The sequence below is a fragment of the uncultured Bifidobacterium sp. genome, assembly GCF_959020145.1.
GTDB lineage: Bacteria > Actinomycetota > Actinomycetes > Actinomycetales > Bifidobacteriaceae > Bifidobacterium.
Genome location: NZ_CAUEQY010000007.1, coordinates 58,057 through 81,239, shown reverse-complemented (window position 1 = coordinate 81,239; position 23,183 = coordinate 58,057). Strand labels below are relative to the sequence as shown.

Here is a 23,183-nt window from a genome sequence, read left to right as displayed (position 1 = left end):
GCCGCCGCAACGTCACTCGTGCGCATTGACATATTGCGGATTCTCCACTTTGCCCGTTCCGCCATACCGTTTGAAGCCCCACAGCAGAATGAGGGATTTCGCATACGCCACCCAGGCGATGCCGAAGAGAATGGCGAGAACGCGTATGAACGGTACGAAATATGACAGGCCGGCCGCGAGTACGTCGATGATGACGAGGACGAGCGAGCAGGGGAAGGCTCGCCAGGGGAACATCGCCGATAGCGAGAAGAGCCTGCCGGTGGTGTTGGCGAAGCGTGCCTGCAACGGTGCGGCGTATTCGGCGAACAGCGCCACGACCACGGCGGCGATGACCAGAAGGATCAGCGGTATGTAGGAGGCGTTGGTATCCCACGCCTTCCAGAACGACAGGCCGAAGAGGATGGCGGTGGCGAGGATGGCGACGAGCACCCAGGCCGCAAGTCCCTGTTTGAACTCGCGTTTGAAGCGGGTGAGATATTCCTTGACGAGGCGGATGTCGTCATGCTCGTCATAGGCGAACATTGTGGAATACAATGCCGCGCGTGCCGGGCCGATGGTGACGTTTGGGATCAGCGTGATGAGGTAGACCAGATTAAGCCCGACGAAACGCAGCAGGGTGTCCATGAAACGCCAGAAGGGCGCGTTGATGTTGAACCGCATGAATCCTCCTCGATGATGTGTTCGGCTATTGCCGATAGTACTGTGCCGTATTGTGCGACACGCCCTATTTATAAGATTATAAATAGCTCTCCAAGAGCACTTAGTTTGTTGGAATAACAATACTTTAGCGCCGATGCGGCAAGGGTTTTGCGGCCACTGCCGTCGCTGCAGGAAGCCGCTGAAATGGACGGCGCCGGCACGCTGACCGTGTTCACCCGCATCATCCTGCCGATGTGCACGCCGATTCTGGCGACCGTGGGCATCTTCTCGGCCGTGAACCAGTGGAACTCTTTCCAGGACACCCTGATCTACATGACCGATTCGAAGCTCTACTCGCTGCAGTACCTGCTGTACACCTACATCAACCAGGCGTCCGCACTGGCGAATGCGGCCAAGGCGAATTCGGCGAATGTCGCCGCTCTGGCAAGCGCCGCGACGCCGACCTCGATCCGTATGACGGTTTCCGTCATCGTGGTGCTGCCGATCATGTTCACCTACCCGTTCTTCCAGCGCTTCTTCGTCAAGGGCATGATGCTGGGCGCGGTTAAAGGCTGATTAACAACACAACGATTCTTTTCCCCATAACTGAATATCAGAAGAAGGAATACAAGGAGGTTTCCGCATAGAACTGAAGAAAATCACCACCCGCGCGATTGCGGCTGGCGTTGCGGCTGCTACGCTGCTGTCGCTCGCGGCCTGCGGCAGCGGCAGCAACAGTGCCGACACCAAGGACGACGGTTCCGAAATGACCGTCGAGGTCTTCGACTCGCTGGCCAGCAGCCAGGGTCTGCAAAAGAGCGGCTGGTTCGCCAAGATCGTCAAAGACAAGTTCAACATCAAGCTGAACATCATCGCGCCGAACGTGTCCGGCGGCGATACCGTGTTCGATACTCGCTCCGCTTCCGGCAACCTTGGCGATCTGGTGATTGTCGGTACCGGCAACGGGCGTCTGAACAAGCTGGTCAAGGCCAAGCTCATCGAAGACATGACCCCGTACTACTCCAGCATGAAGAATGTCAAGAAGTACGATTCCGCGGTCAAGTCCATCGCCAAGCAGGCCGGCAAGGATGGCGTGTGGGGTGTTCCTCAGGGTGTCTCCTCCCAGTCTCCGACCGACCCGAGCGAAGGCAACGAGTCGGCTGCCGCACCGTACATCCGCTGGGATATCTACAAGGAGATCGGCTACCCGCAGATCAAGGATCTCGACGGTCTGCTCAATGTGCTTAAGCAGATGCAGGACAGGGCTCGCCAGGATACCGGCAAGGACGACATCTACGCCATGTCACTGTTCAAGGATCGGGACGGCGATGTGATGCAGAACGCCGCATCCATCTGCAGCTGGTTCGGCTACACCAACCAGGGTTCCGTGTTCATCTCCGCCGACGGTAAGGACGTGCAGCCCGCCACCAAGGAGGGCGGCATCTACCAGCAGGCCCTGGAGTTCCTGAACAAGGCCGAATCCATGGGGCTGGTCGATCCTGATTCCACCACCCAGGACTGGGATACCATGCGGACCAAGGTCACCAACGGCAAGACCATGCTGTCCATCTGGAGCTGGCTGGGCAAGCCGCGTATGAACTCCGACGAGAACAAGGCCAAAGGCATCGGCTTCATGCTGGCTCCGCTTGAGAACATGAAGGTCTATTCCGACGGCTTCCAGCCTGACGGTGATGGCGCCACCATCGTGGCCATCGGCTCCAAGGCCAAGAACAAGGCCCGTCTGGCCAAGTTCATCGACTGGATGTATTCTCCGGAAGGCATCTACGCCTCTTCCTCCAACTCCGGTGGCGCCGCCTGCCCGAAGGATCTGGGCTGCTTCACCACCGACAAGGACGGCAAGAACCCGACCCTGACCAAGTTCGGCCAGCAGGCCATGACCGGCGACCACGCCAACCTGAAGGTCTCCGCCAAGCTTGGCGGCTCCAGCTACGATGACGGCTACTCTAAGCTGAACTTCAAGGCCGTGTCTCAGAACGACATCGACCCGAACACCGGCGAGGCCTACAACCCGCTGCTGTGGAAGTCCAACCAGGATGAGACCGAGCTGTTCAAGGATTGGTCCGCCCACATGGAGAACGCCACCAACGACATCGACTATCTGCAGAAGGCAGGCAAGCTCTCCATCGCAGCCGGTGCGTCCTACACCACTCCACAGGAGGATTCCACGGTTTCCGCCACCCGCAGCTCCGTCAAGTCCGAAACGGTGAACGCCTCCTGGCAGGCCATCACCGCTGCGGGCAAGTTCGAGAAGACCCTTGACGAAGCCCGCACCAAGATCGACAACCTCGGCTACAAGGAAGTCCTCAAGGTCGACCAGCAGAACGCCAAGGACCTGATCCAGGCCCGCAAGGACATCGTCAAGCAGGCCAAGTAATTCCTGGCGTTCCGGCTGGAGCGTTTTCGCTTCGGCCGGAACGCCTCGCCTAATCACATAACCAACAAGGGGCGTCGGACTCTTCGAACCGGGCCGACGCCCCGCAACTCTTCCGGTTCCGCATATTCCGACGGACGTCGTCGTCTCCTTCTTGCCTGTCGGAACTTTTCCGCTTTTTCCATGTCCACTTTCCTCCATGCTTTCGTGAGGAGCGCGTTCGATGATGAATCTCCACACCGTCGAATCGCAATGAAACGAAAGAAAAACGCATGACCGTAATTACTGAAGCCAACAAAACCAAAGCCAGGGAACTGACGGCGCAACTCACGCTGGACGAGAAAATCGCCATTGTGCACGCCGCAGGCCTGTTCCGCAACGGCAACGCCGAACGACTGGGCATTCCGCCGCTCAGGATGGATGATGGTCCGATGGGCGTGCGCGCCGAACTGCATAACGACAATTGGGCGCCGCTGTACAACACCCGTGACTATGTGACCTACCTGCCGTCCGGCTCGGCGGTCGCCTCCACATGGAACCCCGACCTGGCCCGCATGACCGGTGAAGTATTGGGGGAGGAAGCCCGAGGCCGAGGCAAGGACGTGATTCTCGGCCCTTCCATCAACATCAAACGCAGTCCGTTGTGCGGACGCAATTTCGAATACATGAGCGAGGATCCGGTCCTGACCGCCGCGCAAGGTGTGGCCTACATCCAAGGCGTGCAGGAATCCGACGTGGCCGCCTGCGCGAAACATTACGCGGTCAACAGCCAGGAAACCGACCGATTGGACGTTGACGAGACCGTAAGCGAGCGGGCATTACGCGAAATCTACCTGCCGGCCTTCGAAGCGGCGGTACAAGACGGCGGCGTGCTCTCCGTCATGGGCGCCTACAATCTCGTCAACGGCACCAAATGCTGCGAACACAAGCAGCTGCTCGACGACATCCTGCGCGACGAATACGGTTTCGACGGTTTCGTCGTTTCCGACTGGAGCGCGGTGCGCGACACCAAAGCCAGCGCCGAAGTCGGCATGGATATCGAACTGTCCGTCACGCCGAATTTCGACGATTACTACTTCGCCAACCCGCTGAAGAAAGCCGTGGAAGACGGCGACGTCAAGGAAAGCGACGTCGACGGGAAAGTCGAACGCGTGATCGCCGTCATGGACGCGCTGCACATGCTCGGCGACGCGCACGCAAGCCGCAAACCAGGCCGTTACGCGACGCTCGACCACGCGGCGAAGGCATTGGACATCGCCCGCGAATCCATCGTGCTGCTGAAAAACGACGCGCACCTGCTGCCGCTCGACGAACGCAACATGACCCGTCTGCTGGTCATCGGTGCCAACGCCGACCGCATCCACTCCAACGGCGGCGGCTCGGCCGTCATCAAAGCGCTGCACGAAGTATCCCCGCTGCTCGGCCTCAACGGCGAGCTCGGCGGCAACGTCGAAATCGAATACGCGCTCGGCTACGACGCCAAACAGATCAACCAGGACGAAAGCTGGCAGGAGGAAAGCCTTGAGAATTCCAAGGGTTCCGATGCCAAAGACGTGAATCGCGCGCGCGAACTGCGTGACGAGGCCGTGGCAAAAGCCCGCGCGTACGCGGCCGCCGGAGATCCGGTGGTCTTCATCGGCGGACTCGACCACGAACATGATCTGGAAGGCCGCGACCGCACCGACATGCGCCTGCCGTAGGGCCAGGACGAGCTCATCGAAGCGCTCAACAAGGCGTGGTGCGCCAATTTCTGGAGCCACACCATCTACGATTGGGGCGACGTGGTGCCCGCCCGTCGGCTACGGCGACGGCATCAGCGACGCCAAATGCGTGGTGTCCGGGCTGCAGATGGACTATCGCCGCTTCCAAAGCCAGGCGCAGTTGGCCTGCTATACGAACGAGCGCGACGCGATCCGCGAATACGACGCGACCACGCCGATCACCACGAACCTCATGGGCACGTTCAAGGATCTCGACTACTTCGAGTGGGCCAAGGAGATGGACGTGGTCAGCTGGGACAACTATCCGGGCATGGACACCCCGCCGAGCTTCACCGCCATGTGCCACGACCTGATGCGCGGCATCGGCGGCAACAAGCCGTTCATGCTGATGGAGCAGACCCCGAACCAGCAGAACTGGTTCCCGTTCTGCAAGGTCAAGCAGCCGGGGGAAGTGCGTAAGCTCAGCTGGCAGGCCGTGGCCCATGGCGCCGACACCGTGCGGTTCTTCCAGATGAAGCAGTCCCTTGGCGGCTGCGAGCGATTCCATGGCGCGGTCATCGCGCATGACGGCACCGAGGAGTCCCGCGTGTTCAAGGAGACCGCGGCCTTGGGTGAGGAACTGGACCGCATCGGCAGGCGGATCATGGGCTCGCGCATCGAATCCCGTGTAGCCATCATGTTCGACTGGCAGAGCTACTGGTCGCTTGAAGGCTGTGTCGGCCCGACCACCGGCTTCAACTATCCCAATGAGGTTCATCGCTTCTACCGTGCGTTGTGGCGTCGCAATGTGCCGGTGGATATGATCGCCAGCACCACGCCTCTTGCGCGGCTCAGCCAGTATGATCTGGCCATCGCCCCGGCGCTGATCACCGTGTTGCCTGGTGTGGCTGAAACGTTGGAAGCCTATGTGGCGGATGGTGGCACCTTCATCACCGGCTATATGGCCGGCATCCATGATGAGCATGATCTGGTGGTGCCAGGCGGCTACCCGGGCAAGCTGCGCAGGCTTATGGGCGTATGGGTCGAAGAGATCGATGCGCTTGCGCCGGGCGAAACCATCGAAGTGCATGGCGGCACGGTTGATGCCAAGGGCGAGATCGTGGCGAGCATTATTCATCGCGAAGGTGCCGAGCGTCTTGCTACGTACGGCGGCGACGAATTCTATGCTGGGCATTCCGCGCTCACCGTCAATGCGTATGGCAAGGGCAAAGCCTATTTTGTGGGCACTCCGTTGGACGAGACCGGCATGAGCGCGTTCATGGCTCCGATCATCAAGGAGCTGGATCTGAAGTCGCTTGATACCCCGGAGGATGTCAGCCTGTCCGTGCGCTATGGCGATGGCGGCACCCGCTACGCGTTCCTCATCAACAACAGCGCCGCCGACAAGCGTCTGTGCCTCAGCGAACTCAACGGTGGCACGGAGCTGCTGACCGGCACCGTCATCAACGATCTGATCGAGCTTAAGCCGTATGGCGTGGATGTGATTGCGTTGCGGTGATCGCAATGCTGTAGACCACGTTAGACGGAGCGGAACGACTCCACTCGACGAAGCCGAATATGAAGAAGGCCGATGCCCTTGATGGACATCGGCCTTCTTCGTCAGGAACCGGTGGTATGGCGCCGTTCCGCGTTCATCGGGTGGCTGCGATCACACCGCCGGTCATCATCACGCCTGCTTCTTCTTCAGCAGAATCGCGGCGCCTGCAATCAGTGCCACAGCCGCGGCGACCGCCATGCCGAGCACGGAGGAGCCGGTCGAAGGGGTGGACGTGACACCGGTCGGTGTTGTGGATGGCTTCGTGTCTGTGGCAGGCTTTGCCGGGGTCGTTGGCGTCGTCGGTTCAACAGCGTCCTTTTCGAACACAGCCTGGATGGAGACGCTGCCGTCAGGCATCTCGAAGGCGTTGTTCTCGATGGAGACGTTGCCCTTCAGCACGTTCCACTCTTTGAAGTGGTAGCCCTTGTTCGCGGTGGCCGTCAGCGTGACCTTGCTGCCCTTGGCCGCGCGCTCGACATCCGCGGAGGCGGAGCCGCCTTCGGTCGCGGAGACGTTCACGGCGTACTGCGTATTGCGCACGCGCCACAGCTGGGTACCGTAGAACGGGTTCGCGGTGCCGACCACCATGTAGTCGTCGGTGTCGCAGAAGATGCGCAGACCGTGGTTGAACGGGTCGCCGAAGCCATTGTCGGTAACGGTGCCGACGGTCACGCCCTCATTCGCGGCGGAACGGTCGGTGATCTCGAACAGGTTGAAGCCGCGCTTGGACTTGGCCAGGTACGGCAGGGACTTGGCGTAGGCCTTGAGGTTGGCCTTGCTGGTCAGCTTGACCAGCATCTCGTACAGGCCCTTGAACTTGTCGGGAATGATGTCGGCGATGCTGAAGAACGCGTCCGTGACTTCGCCGTAGTTGTTGGCGAAATCGGCGGAGCCCTTGTCGGACAGCTGGGAGCCGAGGTTGTCCAGCTCGTTGTTGATGTCGAAGAGCTGCGAGGCCTCATCGGAGGAGCCGGAGGCTGCCAGGCTGCCCGGAACGATGCTGCCGTCCTTGATGCCGTCGACCAGTTCCTTGGTCTGGGCGGCGGTCAGGCTGATCGGCTTGGCGGACGAGACGGACTTGGCGTCGGTGGTCTGCGGCTGCGCGGCGGAGGCGTCCTTGCCGGCCTGGATGCGGGCCCAGTCGACCAGCGCCTCCGGATTGTCGGTGGACGGCATGGTCTGGGTGGTCACCTTGGCGTTCTGATCGTTGCTCTGCGTGGCGATGGCGGAAGCCGGGTCGGTCGGGCCCATGCCCCACAGCAGGCGCAGGAACACGCGCAGGTAGTGGACGGTGTTGTTCCAATCCTTCTCGTTCATGTTGAGAATGTCACCGTTGGTGAACTGTGCGATCGGTTCCAGCAAGGTGGTGGTGTTCATGGTGGACAGGTACATCTTGCCCTCGTGAACGGTGGTCTGCCAGGTGTATTGGTTCATGTGGTTGTCGTAGCCGCTGCCCAGACCGGTGGAACCGCCCTTCGGGAAGGTGTCGTTCTTGTCTCCCACGAGCATCTCGACGTTCTCGTTCTTGTCCATGCGGTATAGGTTGACGGACTGTTCGAGGTTGGTGGCTTGGGTTACGAAGTTGCTTTTGGTGACGAAGCCCTGCAGTGCGCTGGACACGTCGTTGTAGTCGCCGATGTACAAGTGGTCGCCGTAGACCTGCAGGGTGCAGGCGCCGGCGCTCACACGGCTTTTGTCAAGACCGTAGTAGTACTTGGCGCCCTTGGCGGTGTCGCCTACGAGCGGACGCCAGGTCCAATCGGCCTTGTTGGTGGAATCGCCCTTGTTCTCGCCCACGTAAATGGCGAAGGAGCGCATGGTTCCGGTCTCTTCGTTCAGGGTGCTGGTGTCGCCGGTGCAGACCACGACGTACAGCTTGCCGTTGAACTCCTGCACCTGATAGATACCGCCGCCGCCGTTGACATCCTGTCGGTGGATGGCGGGCAGGTTGTCGAAGCTCGCCATGTCGGCGATCACTTTGTAGGAGTTCGGATCGGACGGGGTCTTGGATGCCACAAGCAGCGCCTTGCCCTTGCCGTCCGCGGTCGGCTTGAGGTCGCCGGCGATCAGCGTATTGCCGAAGGAGCCGATGGCACGGGTGGAGGTGAACACGTTGCCCTTGACCAGGGAACGGAAGCCATCCACGTCGACGCTGTCATACACCTTGGTGAGCTTGTCGTTGTTGGCCGGGTCGACTTCGTAGATGCACGGGAATCCGTTTTGATAGGCCATGGCGGTCTGGATCTCCTGCTGGGTGAGATCCTTGTTGTTGGTGTCCATGACCATGCCCTCGAAGTACAGCTTGCCGTTCATCTTGAAGGCGCTGCGGAAGGTCGGGATCACGCCCTTGCCTCCGTCGATGCCGGTGCTCTTGGACATGAGGATCTTGGTCTTGCCGGTCTTCACATTGAACTTGAACAGCATGCCGCCGGCGCTCTTGCCGTCGGGTTCGCCAAGGTACATGTTGCCCGCGTACATGGTCTGGATGAGTGCGGTGGCCTGCTTGGAGGTCAGGCCGAGGCTTGTCATATCGCGGTTCAGAATGGCCTGCACGCCGAGGCCGCCGTACATGGTGCCGATGTAGACCCAGTCGCCGGAGGATGCTGCCGCATAGCTGTAGGACTGGCCGCGGTCGCCGTTGCCGGTGGTGCTCAGGCCGGCGGTATAGGGGGCGATGGTGCCGTCGCCGGTGTAATCGACCACGCCATCGGCCTGGCTCAGGCCCTGATCGGCGTGGCTGACCTTTTCGAAGGTCATGCCGTTATCGTTCTGGGAATTGTAGGTGTATTGGGGAGTCAGGCCGGCGGAGTCGTCCGCCATGGCGGTGGCCGGGATTCCGGCGAGAGCCGTTGCGCAAGCGACGATTGCGCCAAGGCATGCGATTGCCTTGTTTCTCATCTATTTCTCCTGTCTTCGCGCGACGTGGAAAACGTCATTGATGGGGGCATCTAGGGGGCTGCCCGCCGTAAGCGGCGGGAGTCATAAAAGCGTGTATTGCAAGAGCCTCCAATAGGCAACCGTATCGATAAATATTGACAAGTTGTTATGGCATATGTTGCACAATGGCAGACGAATATGCTATGACGCACTTCGATTCCGCCATTGCATTGGTGGTACGCAAAGGGGTGTTGGCTGAGCGTATCGGGGGATGGGGCGGAAGCGCTTAAGTATGGGCGGGAACGCTATACTGTACCAAGGCAGGATTTTTATTAAAGATGGGTTAGATAACGATATGACTGCAAAGAAGCGCATCCTTGCGTTCGAAATCGGAACGTTCTTCACCCGATACGTGGTGTTCGAGGACGGGCGCATGGGCATTCCGGGTACTATCGCGACTCCGGTCGACGGCGAGGAGCCCTTCTACCAGGCGCTCGCGCATATTGTTTCCAAGCAGCGTGCCCCTCTTGACGGCATCGCCATAAGCGTGCCCGGCTTCATCGACACGGAGAAGCAGGTCGCCGTTACCGCCGGCGCGCTAAGCATACTGTACGGCCATGAAATCGGCAGAAAACTGCAGGGCTATCTTGACGACCCGATCCCCACATGGATGGAGAACGACGCCAACTGCGCGGCAATGGCGGAGAAGCTGAGCGGCAACGCCGTCAAACTCGACGATTTTGCGCTGATCACCATCGACAGCGGTGTGGGCGGTGCGTTGTTCCTGGACGGCAGGATCCGCCGAGGCAAGGATTGGCGTGCAGGCGAGCTGGGCATGATGATCCCGAACTATGAGACCGGTGGATTCCACACCATGCAGGATTACCTGTCGACCATCGTGCTGGCGGAGGAGTACGCCAAGGAATTCGACGTGCCGACAGGCTCCATCGTGCCGGCCACCCTGTTCCATCGTCTCGATGAGCCGCGTGTGCGCAAGATCGTGGACCGGTGGATCGACTATCTTGCCATCGGCATTTTCAACATCGTCGCCGTGGCCGACCCCGAATGCGTGCTGCTGGGCGGTGGCATCTGCCGTGAACAGCAATTGCTGCCGCTGGTCAATGCGGCGCTCGACAAGATCCCGCAGTGGAGCGATTTCCACACGGTTGTCAAGCGCTGCCGGCACACCAACAACGCCGGTCTGATCGGAGCCTACTACGCCTTCGAAACCGAGGTCGAAGGCATGGAGAAGGTGCCGATCCGCTAGTCGCGGATGCTTCCGATACGAAAATCGGCGGGTCCGCTTCCCGTGAACGGCCCCGCCGATGGCGAATATGCACAAGAGCGGTGGGCGGTCGATATCGATCTTCCGCTGTAATGCTCTGCTGATCTTCGGGGTCAGAGCTACTGCCGTGCCGACAAGGTAAGCGGCAGCAGGCAGGATTCGTTCTTCGGGTCGTGCTCCGAGGGGTCGCGGAAGCCCTGCCATTCGCTATCGGGGAAGATGATGTCGGAGATGCTCATCCATTGCTCCAGCAGATTCATCGAATTGTCACCCAGCCAACGGTACTGCAGACCGTCCATGGCGCTCATCGCCAGGGTGTACAGGTCGTAGAACCGTTCCTCGTCCACGTCCGGCGGCAGCAGCCAGTTCATCGAGCAAATCATCTCCCATTGGCGCAAATGGCGGCCGATGAAGAAATCGTGGGCCGGGTGCGAGGGGTTCAGCGCCTCGCCGTTCAGCACCGAATACAGCTGCACGAGCTCGGGGCGCTGCAGATTGTACAGCACGATGTTCAGGCAATAGCGCGGGTAGTAGTAGACGCGGTGCCCGTCGGCGTCGACGATGGCGGCCGTCACCGCGTTGTATTCGTCGGCATCGATGGTGTCGTAGCATTCCGACAGCACCATGTTGAGCAGATCGTCCTTCGAGGAGATGTAATGGTACAACGCCGCCTCGGTGATGCCCAGCTCGTCGGAGATGTTCTGCAACGACATGCCCCAGAACCCCTTGGTGGCGATGATTTTGACGGCGGCCTGCAGGATTTGCAGGTGGCGTTCCTCCTGACTCATACGCTTGCGTTTGACGAAGGTCTTGTCGCCCAGCGTGTCCCTGGCGGTAGTGGCCCCCGTAGCGTTGCCGATGCGTGAGGCGGCCGGCCAGTTGCTCTGGTCATTCAGGAATCCATCCCATGCCGCGACGCTCATAGCCAGCTCCTTACACCCCTGCTCATCGTGTCCCTCATAAAACCATCCAATACTATTACGCCCTCTGGCCTCTAGGCGAAGAGTCGCCGTAGCCACGCGTTGGCCAACACCGGCCATTGCTGGACGCATGGCTCGATGCCATTAACCCCCTGCCACGCCGTTTCCGCAGTGCCAAGCGCCAGACCATGCCCGCCTTGGGGGAACAGATGCGCCTCGACCGGCACGCCGGCCTTCTTGCAGGCATCGACCAACATCAGCGTGTTCTCGACCGGTACGCAATCGTCGGTGATGGTATGCCATACGAATACGGGCGGCGTCTTCGCGTCGATATGCCGTTCGATGGACACCGCGTCCAACGCCACCTGATTATCGCTGTTGTCGCCAAGCAGACAGTCGAAGCTGCCACGATGCGCGAGCGGGCCTGAAGTGATCACCGGGTAGCCGAGCATCAATGCGTTCGGGCGCACCGCGTCAGGGTCATAGCCATGTGCCCGCATGGTGTCGTCACCCGCCGTGGTCGCAAGATTGGCCGCAAGATGACCGCCTGCGGAAAATCCGATTACCGCGATCTTACTGGGGTCGCAATGCCAGTCGTCCGCATGCGCGCGTATGCGCTGCACTGCTTCCGCGGCTTCCAGCAAAGCCGTGGGGAAGACGGATGGCGCGACGGAATAGCGCAGCACAAACGCGTTGCATCCGGCCGCGAGGAACTGCATGGCGATCGGTTCGGCCTCGCGGTCGGAGGTCATGGCATAGCCGCCGCCCGGAATCACCAGAACGCTGGGGCGTTGACGTTTGGGATCGATCTCCTCGCTGTTGTCGAGAACGTACCGGACGAACGTGGCCTCACTGCCATCGATGCCGGTGATGATGTCTTCACAATACTGCATATCGCTACCTTAGACGGATTGTGTGTGCGAATCCATGCGGCCTTCTATGCGGCACACGGATTCGCACTGTTCTGATCGGTTCCTGCCTTCCACAAGGTTGCAGGAAACCGATGGAGGATCGCCGGAACAACCTATATGCAAGATGCTCCGGCAATCCATGTTCATGTTGAGGAGAGTGTAGGCCCGCCCCGTTTGTGAGCACGTTCTGATGCTCACATCAGAACGTGACCTCGACATCGACGGATTTGGCATCGCTCAAAGCGGGAACCACATTACCGCCAATCTTCGCTCCGTCGACGCTCACCGTGCGCTCGCCGGTGCGCTTCATGGCGATGCGGTAGGTCACGCCGCGGAACACGCGCGTCACGGTCAGCTGGTCGAACCGTTCCGGCAGATGCGGTTCGATGGCCAGGCCGTCGAGCGTCGGTCGCACGCCCAGCAGATACTGCGACACGTCCACGAACGTCCACGCGGCGGTGCCGGTCAGCCAGGAGTTCTTGCCCTCGCCCGGGGTCGCTGCCTCGGGACCGGCCACCATCTGGCAGTAGACGTACGGTTCCACCTTGCGCACGTCGGACTTGTCCTCGACATACGCCGGGCAGTTGCGCTGGTAGACGGCGAATGCCTCGTCGTCATTGCCGGCGATGGCGTTGGCGATGGAGATCCACGGGTTGTTGTGGCAGAAGATGCCGCCGTTTTCCTTGTATCCGCGCGGATAGGAGGAGATTTCGCCCAATTCGATGCGGTAGGTGGAGTAGGCGGGTGCGAGGATGGCGGTGCCCCAATCGCAGGTCAGGCGTTCCTTGACGGACTTCAGCGCCTGCTGCGCCTTGCCGTCATCGAGGCCGATGCCGGCCATCACGCACATGCCCTGCGGTTCGATGTAGATCTGGCCTTCGGTGTCCTCATGCGTGCCGACCTTGCGCGAGTAGGCGTCGTAGGCGCGCACGAACCATTCGCCGTCCCAGCCGGCGGTTTTGACGGCCTTGGAAACCTGGCCGATTTCGGCGCGCACGTTGGCCGCCTCGGACGCGATTTCGGCGTCGGACATGCCGGCCAGACGTCCATAATGCTCGAGGATGTCGGCATATTGGCTGCCGTACAGCACGAACATGCCGCCGATGAACACGGATTCGGCGACGCCGGTGTCGTTGTTCTCCACGGTCTGGAAGCTTTCGCCCGGAGTATCGGAGAAACAGTTGAGGTTCAGACAATCATTCCAGTCGGCGCGGCCGATGAGCGGAATGCCATGGGGGCCCTTATGCGTAATGGTGAAGTTCACTGAACGGCGCAAGTGCTCAAGTAGCGGCTGTTCGGAGCCCTCGACGTTGTTGAACGGCACCGGTTCGGTCAGAATGCTCACGTCGCCGGTTTCGGCGAGATACGCGTACACGCCGGCCACGAGCCACAGCGGATCATCATTGAAGCCGCCACCGATGTCCGCATTGCCCTTCTTGGTGAGCGGCTGGTACTGGTGCCATGCGGAACCGTCCTCCATTTGGGTGGAGGCGATGTCGATGATGCGCTCGCGTGCGCGTTCCGGAATGAGATGCACGAAGCCAAGCAGGTCCTGGTTGGAATCGCGGAAGCCCATGCCGCGTCCCATGCCCGACTCGTAGTAGGAGGCGGAACGGGACATATTGAACGTGACCATGCACTGGTACTGGTGCCAGATGTTGACCATACGGTCGAGCTTTTCGTCGCCGGAATCGACGCTGTAGGTGGTCAGCAGTTCGGACCAGTAGGAGTTGAGCTCCTTCAAGGCGGCTTCGACCTGTTCGACGGTGGCGAAACGGCGGAACAGCTCATGGGCCGGCTTCTTGTTTATGATGCCGACCTTGGCCGGATCGTTCGGATCCTCCCATTTCTGGTCCTTGGCCACTTCGATATAGCCCAGCATGAACACGAGCGATGCGGTTTCGCCCGGCTGGAGTTCCAGACGCACGCGGTTGGCGGCGATCGGGAACCAGCCGTGCGCCACGGAATCGTGAGCCTTGCCTTCGGCGATGACCTGCGGGGTGTCCCAGCCGTTGAACTGGCCGAGGAACTCGTCGCGGCTGGTGTCGAAACCGACGACGGGCGCGTTGACGCCGTAGAACGCGTAATGGTTGCGGCGCTCCTTGAATTCGGTCTTGTGGTACAGCAGCGTGGCATCGGTTTCGCGTTCGATCTCCACCTCGCCGGTGGACAGGTTGCGCTGGAAGTTGGACGAGTCGTCCACGGCATTCCACAGGCACCATTCCACGGAGCCGGTCACGTCGATGACGGCCGGCTCGTCGGTGGTGTTCGTCACGTCGAGCCGATTGATTTCCGCATTGGTGTGCAGCGGCACGAAGGCGGTGAGCTTGGATTCGATGCCTCGCTTGGAAGCTTCGAACACGGTGTAGCCGATGCCTTGACGGCACTTGTAGGAATCAAGCGGGGTCTTGCACGGAAGGAAGGTCGGCGACCAGGTTTCGACCGGCTTGGCATCGGCGGAATCGGAGTCCATCAGGCTCAGGTAATAGCAGCGGGAGCCGTTGTCTGCCGGCACGTTGTTATACCGGTAGCGGGTGACGCGGCGTAGCTTGGCGTCCTTGTAGAAGCTGTAGCCGCCGCCGGTGTTGGAAATCAGCGAGAAGAAGTCCTTGTTGCCAAGGTAGTTGATCCACGGCAGGGGGGTCGCCGGGGTTTCAATCACGTATTCCTTTGCGGCATCATCGAAATGACCGTAGCGCATGGGTGTCCTTTCGTCGGTGAAATGGCTGTGACGAGGTGTACTGTATGGGTATATCGTCCATTGATTTAATTAATAGGTTAGTACGTTATTTATAAACTTATAAATAACGATTTGCTGGCGTGTTGCCGTCGGTCTTCCAATGGTCATCTGTCGACGCTGCCGCAATCGGGCAGAGGTCGGGGTATACTTCCTCCCGTTGCCCTCGTAGCTCAGTTGGTTAGAGCAGCACCCTTATAAGGTGTTTGTCCTGGGTTCAAGTCCCAGCGAGGGCACATGCGGACCTGCCGGAAGCGGCGGGTCTTTTGCATATCCGCGGATTGCAGTCCGTACGCCCTGCGTGTGACGGCGCATACCGTGTCCCGGCCATCGCCTACACTCCATAAGGTTATCCGGTTCACGCCTTGCCATCGGGGCAATGCGACCCGGGTCCCCCGAATCTCTAGGAGACAAACTATGAAGCAGGGTATCCATCCTGATTACCACGCAGTGCAGGTCACCTGCTCTTGCGGCAACACCTTCGTCACCCGTTCCACCTACAACGGCGATCACATGACCGTCGACGTGTGCTCCAACTGCCACCCGTTCTACACCGGCAAGCAGAAGATCCTCGACACCGGTGGCCGCGTGGCTCGCTTCGAGAAGCGTTACGGCAAGAAGGCCAAGTGAGTCTTATTGCTTAGGCAATGAAAACGCCAGTCCATTCGTGGGCTGGCGTTTTTCGTTACCGACGTGCCGTCGCCTACCTCCGACGACCGCACTTCCGCGCCACCTTATATGATGGACAGGTTGAGTAAGGTTCAGCGACGAGTGATTCCGCTGAAGCGCAGATACGAAGAAAAGGCGTACATTGGCAGACGAACAATTCCCCGCGGCCGTCACCGCGCTTGAGGAATACCACAATATCGAACAGCAGATGGCCGAGCCGGAGGTCGCATCCAATCCCGACAAGATGCGCAAGCTGGGTCGGCGCCACGCCGAACTGGGTGCCATCGTCTCCGCCTACACCGCATACAAGCAGGTGAAGGACGATCTGGAGGCGGCCCGCGAGATGGCGTCCGAAGATCCCGATTTCGCCGAAGAGGCCAAGCGGTTGGAAGGCGAGCTGCCCGCAGCCGAAGAGAAGCTGCGCACCGCGCTGATTCCGCGTGACCCCGATGACGCGCGTGACACGATCATGGAGATCAAGGCCGGCACCGGTGGCGAGGAAGCGGCGCTGTTCGCCGGCGACCTGCTGCGTATGTACATGCGATACGCGGAAAAGCGCGGCTGGTCGGTCACCGTGCAAAGCGAGAACACCACCGAGCTCGGTGGCGTCAAGGACGTGCAGCTGGCCATCCGCGCCAAAGGCACTCCGGCGCCGGAGGACGGCGTGTGGGCTTCCCTCAAGTACGAAGGCGGCGTGCACCGCGTGCAGCGCATCCCCGTCACCGAATCGCAGGGACGTATCCAGACTTCCGCCGCCGGCGTGATCGTCTTCCCGGAAGCCGACGAGGACGACGATGAAATCGAAATCGATCCGAAAGACCTCAAAATCGACATCTTCATGAGCTCCGGCCCCGGCGGACAGTCCGTGAACACCACGTATTCCGCGGTCCGCATGACGCACATCCCCACCGGCATCACCGTGAACATGCAGGACGAGAAGAGCCAGATCCAAAACCGCGCGGCGGCACTGCGCGTTCTGAAGAGCCGCCTGCTGGCCATGAAACACGAGCAGGAGGCCGCCGAGGCCGCCGATATGCGCCATTCCCAGGTGCGCTCGCTGGACCGTTCGGAACGTATCCGCACGTACAACTTCCCGGAAAACCGCATCGTCGACCATCGCACGAACTACAAGGCGTACAACCTCGACGCCGTGCTTGACGGCGATCTGCAGGCCGTGATCGACAGCGACATCCAGGCGGACGAAGCCGATCGTCTCGCCAACCAGAAGTAAGGCGATTGGGTGGCGACGGTATTCGAAACGGTGCGTTCCGCCGCGGACGAACTACGTGCGGCGGGCGTCGACACTCCGCAGCACGACGCCAAACTGCTGCTCGCCGAAGCGTTCCATACGGACCTGCAGCACGTGGACAAAGCCATGCTCATGGGCGATGGCGTCGAACGTCTGGCCGAAAAAGAAGACGCGGAACCGGCGATGGAACGTTTCCAGACCATGCTGGCCCGTCGTGTCAAACGCGAGCCGTTGCAGCACATCACCGGCCACGCGCCGTTTCGCTACCTTGATTTGAAAGTCGGTCCAGGCGTGTTCATTCCACGTCCGGAAACCGAACTGGTCGTGCAGGAAGGCGTCGACTGGGCCACCAGAAACGGCATGTACCGCGCCAAAGTGGTCGATCTGTGCGCCGGCAGCGGTGCGATCGGCCTCGCCTTCGCTTCGGAAGTGCCGGGCAGCGAGGTGTGGGCCGTCGAGAAAAGCGCTACGACCGCCGAGTGGACGCGGCGCAACCTCGACGAGACCGCGAAACGGTATCCCGCAATCGCCGGTAATTATCATCTGGACATCGCCGACGCCACGCAAATGCCGACGTTAAGCCAACTTGACGGCACCATCGACATCGTGCTCACCAATCCGCCGTACGTGCCGCTTGCCGACATTCCCGAACAGCCCGAGGCGCGCGATTACGACCCCGATCTGGCGCTATACGGCGGTTCGGCGGACGGCACGCTCATTCCGGAACGCATCATCGCACGCGCGGCGAAACTGCTTCGCGCGGATGGACTTATGGTGATGGAGCACGACATCACGCAGGGGGAGCGGCTTGCCGCCTTCGCACGAACCTGCGGCTTCGTCGACGTTACCGTGCATAACGACTACACCGGACGGCCACGTTATCTGACGGCGGAAAAACAGCCGGCACAGTAACTTATATTCTTTTGCGCCATGCTGACGGGGATATAACCAGAAGTTGAGTCTCACTATAAGAACATTTTATGCAGGCCGCCATCCGTCAGGCTATAAAGAACAATCGGAATGCACAGAGAGAGAACGGGCGTCCGTCATGAGTGGTCGCCGTGGTTCCGCGCACGGGGGTTGAGATGAACATGATTTTTCCAAGGTGCGCGTTGAAAGGAATGTGCAGCGTTTTCAAGAAAAGAGGAAGAACGGAATGAACGCGAAGTTCTCCGCCAAGTGCGTCGCCCTGATCGCGGCAGGCGCAATGTCGATGTCCCTCGCTGCCTGCTCCGGCGGCAGCATGGACGATTCCAGCAGCTCCAACGGTAGCGCGGCCAACAGCGATACCATCACGCTGGGCTCCGTCACCACCAACTCCGGCACCGCCGCCGCATACGGCGAGGCCGAGGTCGCCGGCTTCAAGCTGGCTGTGGATGAGATCAACGCCAAGGGCGGCATCAACGGCAAGAAGGTCAAGCTCGAGTCCATGGACGACAAGGGCGACGCCACCGAAGCCTCCAACGCCTTCAACAAGCTCGCCGGCGACAACAGCGTGCTCGGCGTGGTCGGCCCGACCATCTCCTCCACCACCGCGGCAGTGGCTCCGCTGGCCGACCAGTCCAAGCTGCCGGCCATCGCACCGGCCGCCACCTCCGACTCCATCGAGACCGGTGGCTACATGTTCCGCACCTGCTTCAAGGACTCCTACCAGGGTGAGATCGCTGCCAAGTTCGCAGCCGAGACCCTGAAGGTCAAGAAGGTCGCCGTGCTGTACGGCACCGGCGATCCGTACTCCTCCGGCGTGGGCAAGGCCTTCGCCGCTGCCGCCAAGAAGGCCGGCCTTGACGTCGTGGCCGAAGAGAACTCCTCCAGCGCCGACGACACCGAGTACTCCTCCCAGCTGCAGAAGATCCAGGCCGCTGGCGCCGAGTTCCTGTACGCTCCGTACTACTACTCCGTCGCTGGCCCGTACATCATCCCGCAGGCCCGCTCCGTCGGCTACAAGGGCTATGTGATGGGCCCTGACGGCTACGACGGCCTGAAGATGACCGACGACAAGTCGCTGTACAACAAGGTGCTCTACACCACCCACTACTCTCCGGACGACACCTCCAACGCCAAGGTGCAGGACTTCATCAAGTCCTACAAGAAGGCCAACAAGAACGCCGATCCGAACACCTTCACCGCACTGGGCTACGACTCCGTGTACATGATGAAGCAGGCCATCGAGAAGGCCGGCAAGAACGCCACCCGCGAAGGCGTGCGCAACGCCATCGCCGGCATGAGCTTCGAAGGCGTGACCGGCAACTTCACGCTCGACAAGAAGGGCTCCCCGAAGAAGTCCGTCGTCGTGCTTGAGCTCAAGGACGGCAAGCCGCAGTACAAGACCACCATTCAGCCTGCCAAGTGAGCGTCGCTTGCCTGAAGGCCTGAATCTGTGAAGAGGAGGGGGCCGGGAAACCGGTTCTCTCCCTTTCGCGTATCAAGACGAAAATAACCATATTCAGCCGCTGGGCTTCTTCAGCGGCCAAGCCGGACGGTTATGTCAAAAGTCCGGCATCATCAACTTTTGAAAGGAGGAATGATGGGCGATCAGATCATCATGTTCATCAGTCAGATCTTCAACGGTCTGAAGATCGGCAGCGTGTACTCGCTCGTGGCACTCGGCTACACCATGGTGTACGGCATCATTCGTTTGATCAACTTCGCACACGGCGATTTCATCATGGTCGGCTCCTACGTGCTGATGCTTACCATTCCGGCGATCGTCGCATTCGGCCTGCCCGCATGGGTGGCCGTCATCCCCGCGATCCTCATGTGCGTGGCGGTGGGCGTCATCGTGGAGAGGGCCGCATACAAGCCGGTTCGTGAAAAGGGCAACAGCATGACGGCCCTCATCACCGCAATCGCAATGAGCCTTCTGTTGGAGAACGGCTCCCAGGCCATCTTCGGCGCCGACTACCAGACCGTGCCCACCATCATCCAGATTCCGACGCTGGCGATCGGCAAACTGAAGATCGACGGCGCGACCATCATCACCATCGTGCTCGGCGTGATCATCATGGTCGCGCTGCAGCTGTTCGTCACCTATACCAAGCAGGGCAAGGCCATGCGCGCGGTCTCCGAAGACAAGGAGGCCTCGATCCTGATGGGCATCAACGTGAACTCCACCATCACGCTCACGTTCGCCATCGGTTCGGGCCTCGCCGCCGTCGCATCGCTGATGTACTGCGTTTCCTATCCGCAGGTGTCCCCGATGATGGGCGCGATGCTGGGCCTGAAGGCCTTCGTCGCGGCCGTGCTCGGCGGCATCGGCTCCATCCCGGGCGCCATGGTCGGTGGTCTGGTGATCGGCGTGGTCGAAAGCCTGACCAAGGCGTACATCGGCACCATCACCGGCGGTGTGATCACGTCCGCGTTCTCCGACGCCATTGTGTTCGGCATCCTCATCATCGTGCTCCTGGTCAAGCCGTCCGGCCTGATGGGCGAACCGGAAACCGAGAAGGTGTGACCTCATGAAGAAATCAATGCTTTCCACCAAACAGTCCTATCTGATGTGCGCGGTCGGCATCGTCGTGCTGTTCGGCATTCTGATGGGCGTATGCGAATCCGGCATGGCCAGCACCTACATCAAGGGCATCATGATGACAAGCTGCATCGCCATCATCATGACCACGTCGCTGAACCTCACCATCGGCGTGCTCGGCCAGCTGACGCTGGGCTGCTGCGGCTTCGAAGCGATCGGCGCGTACAGCGCGGCCCTGCTGAGCAAGCTGCTCGTCGCCAACGGCGTTGCGATGGATCCGACGCTGCGATTCCTGCTGACGACACTCGCCGGCGGCGTGGTCGCCTGCATCTTCGGCATCCTGGTCGGCATTCCGGCACTGCGTCTGCATGGCGATTACCTCGCCATCATCACGCTGGGCTTCGGCGAAATCATCCGCGTGATCATCCAGAACCTGAAGGTCGCCGGCGGCATGGGCCTCGACAAGGGCGCGGCCGGCCAGGCGCTGATCGGCATCGACCGACTCGCCAACCTGTACGTCGTGTTCTGGATCACCGTCGTCACCGTCGTGCTGCTGTTCATGTTCGCCCGCTCCCGTTACGGCCGTGCCGTCAAGGCCATCCGCGACGACGAGATCGCGGCAAGCGCGTCCGGCATCAACATCACCTACATGAAGGTGCTCGTGTTCGCTATCTCCGCGTTCTTCGCGGGCATCGCCGGCGGCATCTTCGCCCAGTACATCGGCTCGCTGAACCCCGCGATGGCCGGATGGCTGCAATCGATCAACTACGTGATCATGGTCGTGTTCGGCGGCATGGGCTCGCTGACAGGTTCCATCGTCTCCGCCATCGCGCTGACGATCCTGCCGGAGCTGTTGCGCGCCTTCTCCACCTACCGCATGCTCGTGTACTCGGTGGCGCTGGTGCTCATCATGATCTTCCGCCCGCAGGGCATCTTCGGCAACTGGGAATTCTCCCTGACCAAGACCATCAACAAGCTGTTCTACCCGATGAAGGTCAAGGCGCACGGCAAGTCGAAGCAGGCTGAATCCACCGCCAAGGCAGCCAAGGACACCGCCAAGACGGACGAAACCGTCGAGACGGCCGCCGACACCAAGGAGGCGCAGGCATGAGCGAGCCCATCCTGAAAGCCGAACATCTCGGCATCACCTTCGGAGGCCTCAAAGCCGTATCCGACTTCAACATGACCATCAACTCCGGCGAGCTCGTCGGCCTGATCGGCCCGAACGGCGCCGGCAAAACCACCGTGTTCAACCTGCTGACCGGCGTGTACCAGCCCACGGAAGGCGAGTTCTTCCTGGACGGCGAACGCATGAACGGCAAGAAGACATACCAGGTGGTGCGCGCCGGCATCGCCAGAACCTTCCAGAACATCCGCCTGTTCGGCCAGATGACCGTGGAGGAGAACGTGCTGGTCGCATTCAACGAATCGTTCAGCTACCACATGGGCGGCGCGATTTTCCGCACGCCGAAATTCTGGAAGCAGGAACGCGAGATGCACGCCAAAGCCATCGACCTGCTCAAGATCTTCGGACTAGAAGGCCTGGCTGAAACCGAAGCGGCGAACCTGCCGTACGGCGCCCAGCGCAAGCTGGAAATCGCCCGCGCCCTCGCCACCGGCATGAAACTGCTGTTGCTCGACGAGCCGGCGGCAGGCATGAACCCGACGGAGACCGAGGACCTGCTCAACTGCATCAACACCATCCGCGACCGCTTCGGCATCGCCATCCTGCTGATCGAGCATGACATGAGCCTGGTGATGAACGTCTGCCAGCGCATCCAGGTGCTCGACTACGGACGCACCATCGCCGCCGGCACGCCGGACGAGATCGCCAACAACCCGCAGGTCATCTCCGCATACCTGGGTTCCGACGACGATACCGACAGCGACGATGCCAAGCACGAAAGCGAGGAAGCCTGATGCTGGAAGTCAAGAACCTTTCCGTTTCGTACGGTGCCATCGAAGCCGTCAAGGACATCAGCTTCACCGTCAACGACGGCGAGATCGTGTCCCTGATCGGCGCGAACGGCGCAGGCAAGACCACCACGCTGCACACCATCACCGGTCTGGTACCGGCGAAATCCGGTTCCGTGATGTACAACGGAGTGGATCTGCTGAAAACCCACAACAACAAGATCGTGACCCTCGGTATGGCGCACATTCCGGAAGGGCGCCACGTCTTCACACGCATGAGCGTCGAAGAGAACCTGGAGATGGGCGCGTTCAGCCTGAAGAACCAGTCGGACCTCAAGAAGGACCTCGACATGGTCTACGGCCTGTTCCCCCGTCTGAAGGAACGCCGTAACCAGAAGGCCGGCACGTTGTCCGGCGGCGAGCAGCAGATGCTGGCGATGGGCCGCGCGCTGATGAGCCATCCGAAGACGATCCTCATGGACGAGCCGTCCATGGGCCTGTCCCCGAAGCTCGTCAAGGAGATCTTCTCCATCATCCGCAAGCTGCACGAGCAGGGCATCACGATTCTGCTGGTCGAGCAGAACGCCAAGATGGCGCTGTCGATCGCCGACCGCGCATACGTGCTGGAAACCGGCCGTATCACGATGGAAGGCGACGCCAAGGAACTGCTCAACAACGAGCAGGTGCGCAAGGCGTATCTGGGCGCCTGATTCGTGCCGTATCCGCCTTGTCGGCTTGGACGCATCCAAACCGACAGGGCTTTTTCTATATCCGATGGAATATTCGCCGGTCGTGTTCCCTCCATTCGGGCGCGCCATCGAGCCATGCCTTACAATAGGTAAGTTGACTGGCTGAAAGGGAGG

At 60.6% G+C, this 23,183-nt stretch carries 18 protein-coding genes, 1 tRNA gene and 1 pseudogene; 15 read left to right on the top strand and 5 right to left on the bottom strand.

Translation table 11 applies throughout. The features are described 5' to 3' along the window. Nucleotides 1–12: 12 nt before the first annotated feature. Nucleotides 13–660 carry a YesL family protein gene (locus Q5H33_RS04030; RefSeq protein ID WP_117319876.1) on the bottom strand — a complete coding sequence of 216 codons (648 nt, stop codon included), beginning with the start codon at nucleotides 658–660 and terminating at the stop codon, nucleotides 13–15. Nucleotides 661–807: 147 nt separating this feature from the next. On the opposite strand from Q5H33_RS04030, the gene Q5H33_RS04025 reads away from it, so the two are divergent. The 5 genes and pseudogenes from Q5H33_RS04025 to Q5H33_RS04010 all read left to right on the top strand — a co-directional run bounded on the left by Q5H33_RS04025 (nucleotide 808) and on the right by Q5H33_RS04010 (nucleotide 6,250). Beyond that, nucleotides 808–1,215, top strand: coding sequence for an ABC transporter permease subunit (locus Q5H33_RS04025; RefSeq protein ID WP_223895039.1), 408 nt, complete (start codon nucleotides 808–810; stop codon nucleotides 1,213–1,215). Between the two features lie 190 nt (nucleotides 1,216–1,405). After that, on the top strand, nucleotides 1,406–3,034 hold the full coding sequence (locus Q5H33_RS04020; protein ID WP_259328247.1) for an extracellular solute-binding protein: 1,629 nt from the start codon (nucleotides 1,406–1,408) through the stop codon (nucleotides 3,032–3,034). A gap of 269 nt (nucleotides 3,035–3,303) precedes the next feature. Continuing rightward, on the top strand, nucleotides 3,304–4,731 hold the full coding sequence (locus Q5H33_RS04015; RefSeq protein ID WP_021913017.1) for a glycoside hydrolase family 3 N-terminal domain-containing protein: 1,428 nt from the start codon (nucleotides 3,304–3,306) through the stop codon (nucleotides 4,729–4,731). 15 nt (nucleotides 4,732–4,746) lie between these two features. After that, nucleotides 4,747–4,797, top strand: a pseudogene (locus Q5H33_RS08420) (hypothetical protein); the annotation flags it as partial. A gap of 64 nt (nucleotides 4,798–4,861) precedes the next feature. Further along, nucleotides 4,862–6,250 carry a beta-galactosidase trimerization domain-containing protein gene (locus Q5H33_RS04010; RefSeq protein ID WP_253901624.1) on the top strand — a complete coding sequence of 463 codons (1,389 nt, stop codon included), beginning with the start codon at nucleotides 4,862–4,864 and terminating at the stop codon, nucleotides 6,248–6,250. 168 nt (nucleotides 6,251–6,418) lie between these two features. Here Q5H33_RS04010 and Q5H33_RS04005 read toward each other — a convergent pair whose 3' ends face one another. After that, on the bottom strand, nucleotides 6,419–9,187 hold the full coding sequence (locus tag Q5H33_RS04005; RefSeq protein WP_003808359.1) for a hypothetical protein: 2,769 nt from the start codon (nucleotides 9,185–9,187) through the stop codon (nucleotides 6,419–6,421). Between the two features lie 334 nt (nucleotides 9,188–9,521). On the opposite strand from Q5H33_RS04005, the gene Q5H33_RS04000 reads away from it, so the two are divergent. After that, complete coding sequence (locus Q5H33_RS04000) at nucleotides 9,522–10,433, top strand: ROK family protein (protein ID WP_003808361.1); 912 nt, start codon at nucleotides 9,522–9,524, stop codon at nucleotides 10,431–10,433. 137 nt (nucleotides 10,434–10,570) lie between these two features. Here Q5H33_RS04000 and Q5H33_RS03995 read toward each other — a convergent pair whose 3' ends face one another. The 3 genes from Q5H33_RS03995 to Q5H33_RS03985 all read right to left on the bottom strand — a co-directional run bounded on the left by Q5H33_RS03995 (nucleotide 10,571) and on the right by Q5H33_RS03985 (nucleotide 14,983). Next, the gene (locus tag Q5H33_RS03995) at nucleotides 10,571–11,374 is read right to left on the bottom strand and encodes a TetR/AcrR family transcriptional regulator (RefSeq protein WP_021913020.1); all 804 of its coding nucleotides are present in this window, start codon (nucleotides 11,372–11,374) and stop codon (nucleotides 10,571–10,573) included. Nucleotides 11,375–11,445: 71 nt separating this feature from the next. Further along, a complete protein-coding gene (locus tag Q5H33_RS03990; protein WP_003808365.1) occupies nucleotides 11,446–12,264 on the bottom strand; it encodes an alpha/beta hydrolase in 819 nt (272 codons plus the stop codon). Nucleotides 12,265–12,481: 217 nt separating this feature from the next. Further along, nucleotides 12,482–14,983, bottom strand: coding sequence for a GH36-type glycosyl hydrolase domain-containing protein (locus Q5H33_RS03985; protein WP_270317909.1), 2,502 nt, complete (start codon nucleotides 14,981–14,983; stop codon nucleotides 12,482–12,484). A 198-nt stretch (nucleotides 14,984–15,181) separates the two neighbouring features. On the opposite strand from Q5H33_RS03985, the gene Q5H33_RS03980 reads away from it, so the two are divergent. From Q5H33_RS03980 to Q5H33_RS03940, 9 genes are all read left to right on the top strand, one after another. Continuing rightward, nucleotides 15,182–15,255, top strand: a tRNA-Ile gene (locus Q5H33_RS03980). A gap of 181 nt (nucleotides 15,256–15,436) precedes the next feature. Next, complete coding sequence (rpmE, locus tag Q5H33_RS03975; RefSeq protein ID WP_003808371.1) at nucleotides 15,437–15,649, top strand: 50S ribosomal protein L31; 213 nt, start codon at nucleotides 15,437–15,439, stop codon at nucleotides 15,647–15,649. Nucleotides 15,650–15,830: 181 nt separating this feature from the next. After that, nucleotides 15,831–16,919, top strand: a complete 1,089-nt coding sequence (prfA, locus tag Q5H33_RS03970; protein WP_003808375.1) for a peptide chain release factor 1 — start codon at nucleotides 15,831–15,833, stop codon at nucleotides 16,917–16,919. 9 nt (nucleotides 16,920–16,928) lie between these two features. Continuing rightward, nucleotides 16,929–17,849 (top strand): peptide chain release factor N(5)-glutamine methyltransferase, encoded by a 921-nt coding sequence (gene prmC / locus Q5H33_RS03965; RefSeq protein ID WP_003808377.1) that lies wholly within the window; start codon nucleotides 16,929–16,931, stop codon nucleotides 17,847–17,849. Nucleotides 17,850–18,093: 244 nt separating this feature from the next. Then, the gene (locus Q5H33_RS03960) at nucleotides 18,094–19,290 is read left to right on the top strand and encodes an ABC transporter substrate-binding protein (RefSeq protein ID WP_038444194.1); all 1,197 of its coding nucleotides are present in this window, start codon (nucleotides 18,094–18,096) and stop codon (nucleotides 19,288–19,290) included. 174 nt (nucleotides 19,291–19,464) lie between these two features. Beyond that, complete coding sequence (locus Q5H33_RS03955) at nucleotides 19,465–20,391, top strand: branched-chain amino acid ABC transporter permease (RefSeq protein ID WP_021913024.1); 927 nt, start codon at nucleotides 19,465–19,467, stop codon at nucleotides 20,389–20,391. Nucleotides 20,392–20,395: 4 nt separating this feature from the next. Continuing rightward, a complete protein-coding gene (locus Q5H33_RS03950) occupies nucleotides 20,396–21,517 on the top strand; it encodes a branched-chain amino acid ABC transporter permease (RefSeq protein ID WP_011742907.1) in 1,122 nt (373 codons plus the stop codon). After that, the gene (locus Q5H33_RS03945; protein WP_011742908.1) at nucleotides 21,514–22,326 is read left to right on the top strand and encodes an ABC transporter ATP-binding protein; all 813 of its coding nucleotides are present in this window, start codon (nucleotides 21,514–21,516) and stop codon (nucleotides 22,324–22,326) included. Before Q5H33_RS03950 ends, Q5H33_RS03945 begins: the two co-directional genes overlap by 4 nt. Further along, the gene (locus tag Q5H33_RS03940; protein ID WP_117319883.1) at nucleotides 22,326–23,030 is read left to right on the top strand and encodes an ABC transporter ATP-binding protein; all 705 of its coding nucleotides are present in this window, start codon (nucleotides 22,326–22,328) and stop codon (nucleotides 23,028–23,030) included. The genes Q5H33_RS03945 and Q5H33_RS03940 overlap by 1 nt, the downstream gene beginning before the upstream one ends. The last annotated feature ends 153 nt before the right edge of the window (nucleotides 23,031–23,183 follow it).

Bases quoted from the DNA above. Each gene is read 5' to 3' on its own strand.
- Q5H33_RS04030 (WP_117319876.1), bottom strand. From the start codon at position 660: ATGCGGTTCAACATCAACGCGCCCTTCTGGCGTTTCATGGACACCCTG.
- Q5H33_RS04020 (WP_259328247.1), top strand. From the start codon at position 1,406: ATGACCGTCGAGGTCTTCGACTCGCTGGCCAGCAGCCAGGGTCTGCAA.
- Q5H33_RS04015 (WP_021913017.1), top strand. From the start codon at position 3,304: ATGACCGTAATTACTGAAGCCAACAAAACCAAAGCCAGGGAACTGACG.
- Q5H33_RS04005 (WP_003808359.1), bottom strand. From the start codon at position 9,187: ATGAGAAACAAGGCAATCGCATGCCTTGGCGCAATCGTCGCTTGCGCA.
- Q5H33_RS04000 (WP_003808361.1), top strand. From the start codon at position 9,522: ATGACTGCAAAGAAGCGCATCCTTGCGTTCGAAATCGGAACGTTCTTC.
- Q5H33_RS03995 (WP_021913020.1), bottom strand. From the start codon at position 11,374: ATGAGCGTCGCGGCATGGGATGGATTCCTGAATGACCAGAGCAACTGG.
- Q5H33_RS03990 (WP_003808365.1), bottom strand. From the start codon at position 12,264: ATGCAGTATTGTGAAGACATCATCACCGGCATCGATGGCAGTGAGGCC.
- Q5H33_RS03985 (WP_270317909.1), bottom strand. From the start codon at position 14,983: ATGCGCTACGGTCATTTCGATGATGCCGCAAAGGAATACGTGATTGAA.
- rpmE (WP_003808371.1), top strand. From the start codon at position 15,437: ATGAAGCAGGGTATCCATCCTGATTACCACGCAGTGCAGGTCACCTGC.
- Q5H33_RS03960 (WP_038444194.1), top strand. From the start codon at position 18,094: ATGAACGCGAAGTTCTCCGCCAAGTGCGTCGCCCTGATCGCGGCAGGC.
- Q5H33_RS03955 (WP_021913024.1), top strand. From the start codon at position 19,465: ATGGGCGATCAGATCATCATGTTCATCAGTCAGATCTTCAACGGTCTG.
- Q5H33_RS03950 (WP_011742907.1), top strand. From the start codon at position 20,396: ATGAAGAAATCAATGCTTTCCACCAAACAGTCCTATCTGATGTGCGCG.
- Q5H33_RS03945 (WP_011742908.1), top strand. From the start codon at position 21,514: ATGAGCGAGCCCATCCTGAAAGCCGAACATCTCGGCATCACCTTCGGA.
- Q5H33_RS03940 (WP_117319883.1), top strand. From the start codon at position 22,326: ATGCTGGAAGTCAAGAACCTTTCCGTTTCGTACGGTGCCATCGAAGCC.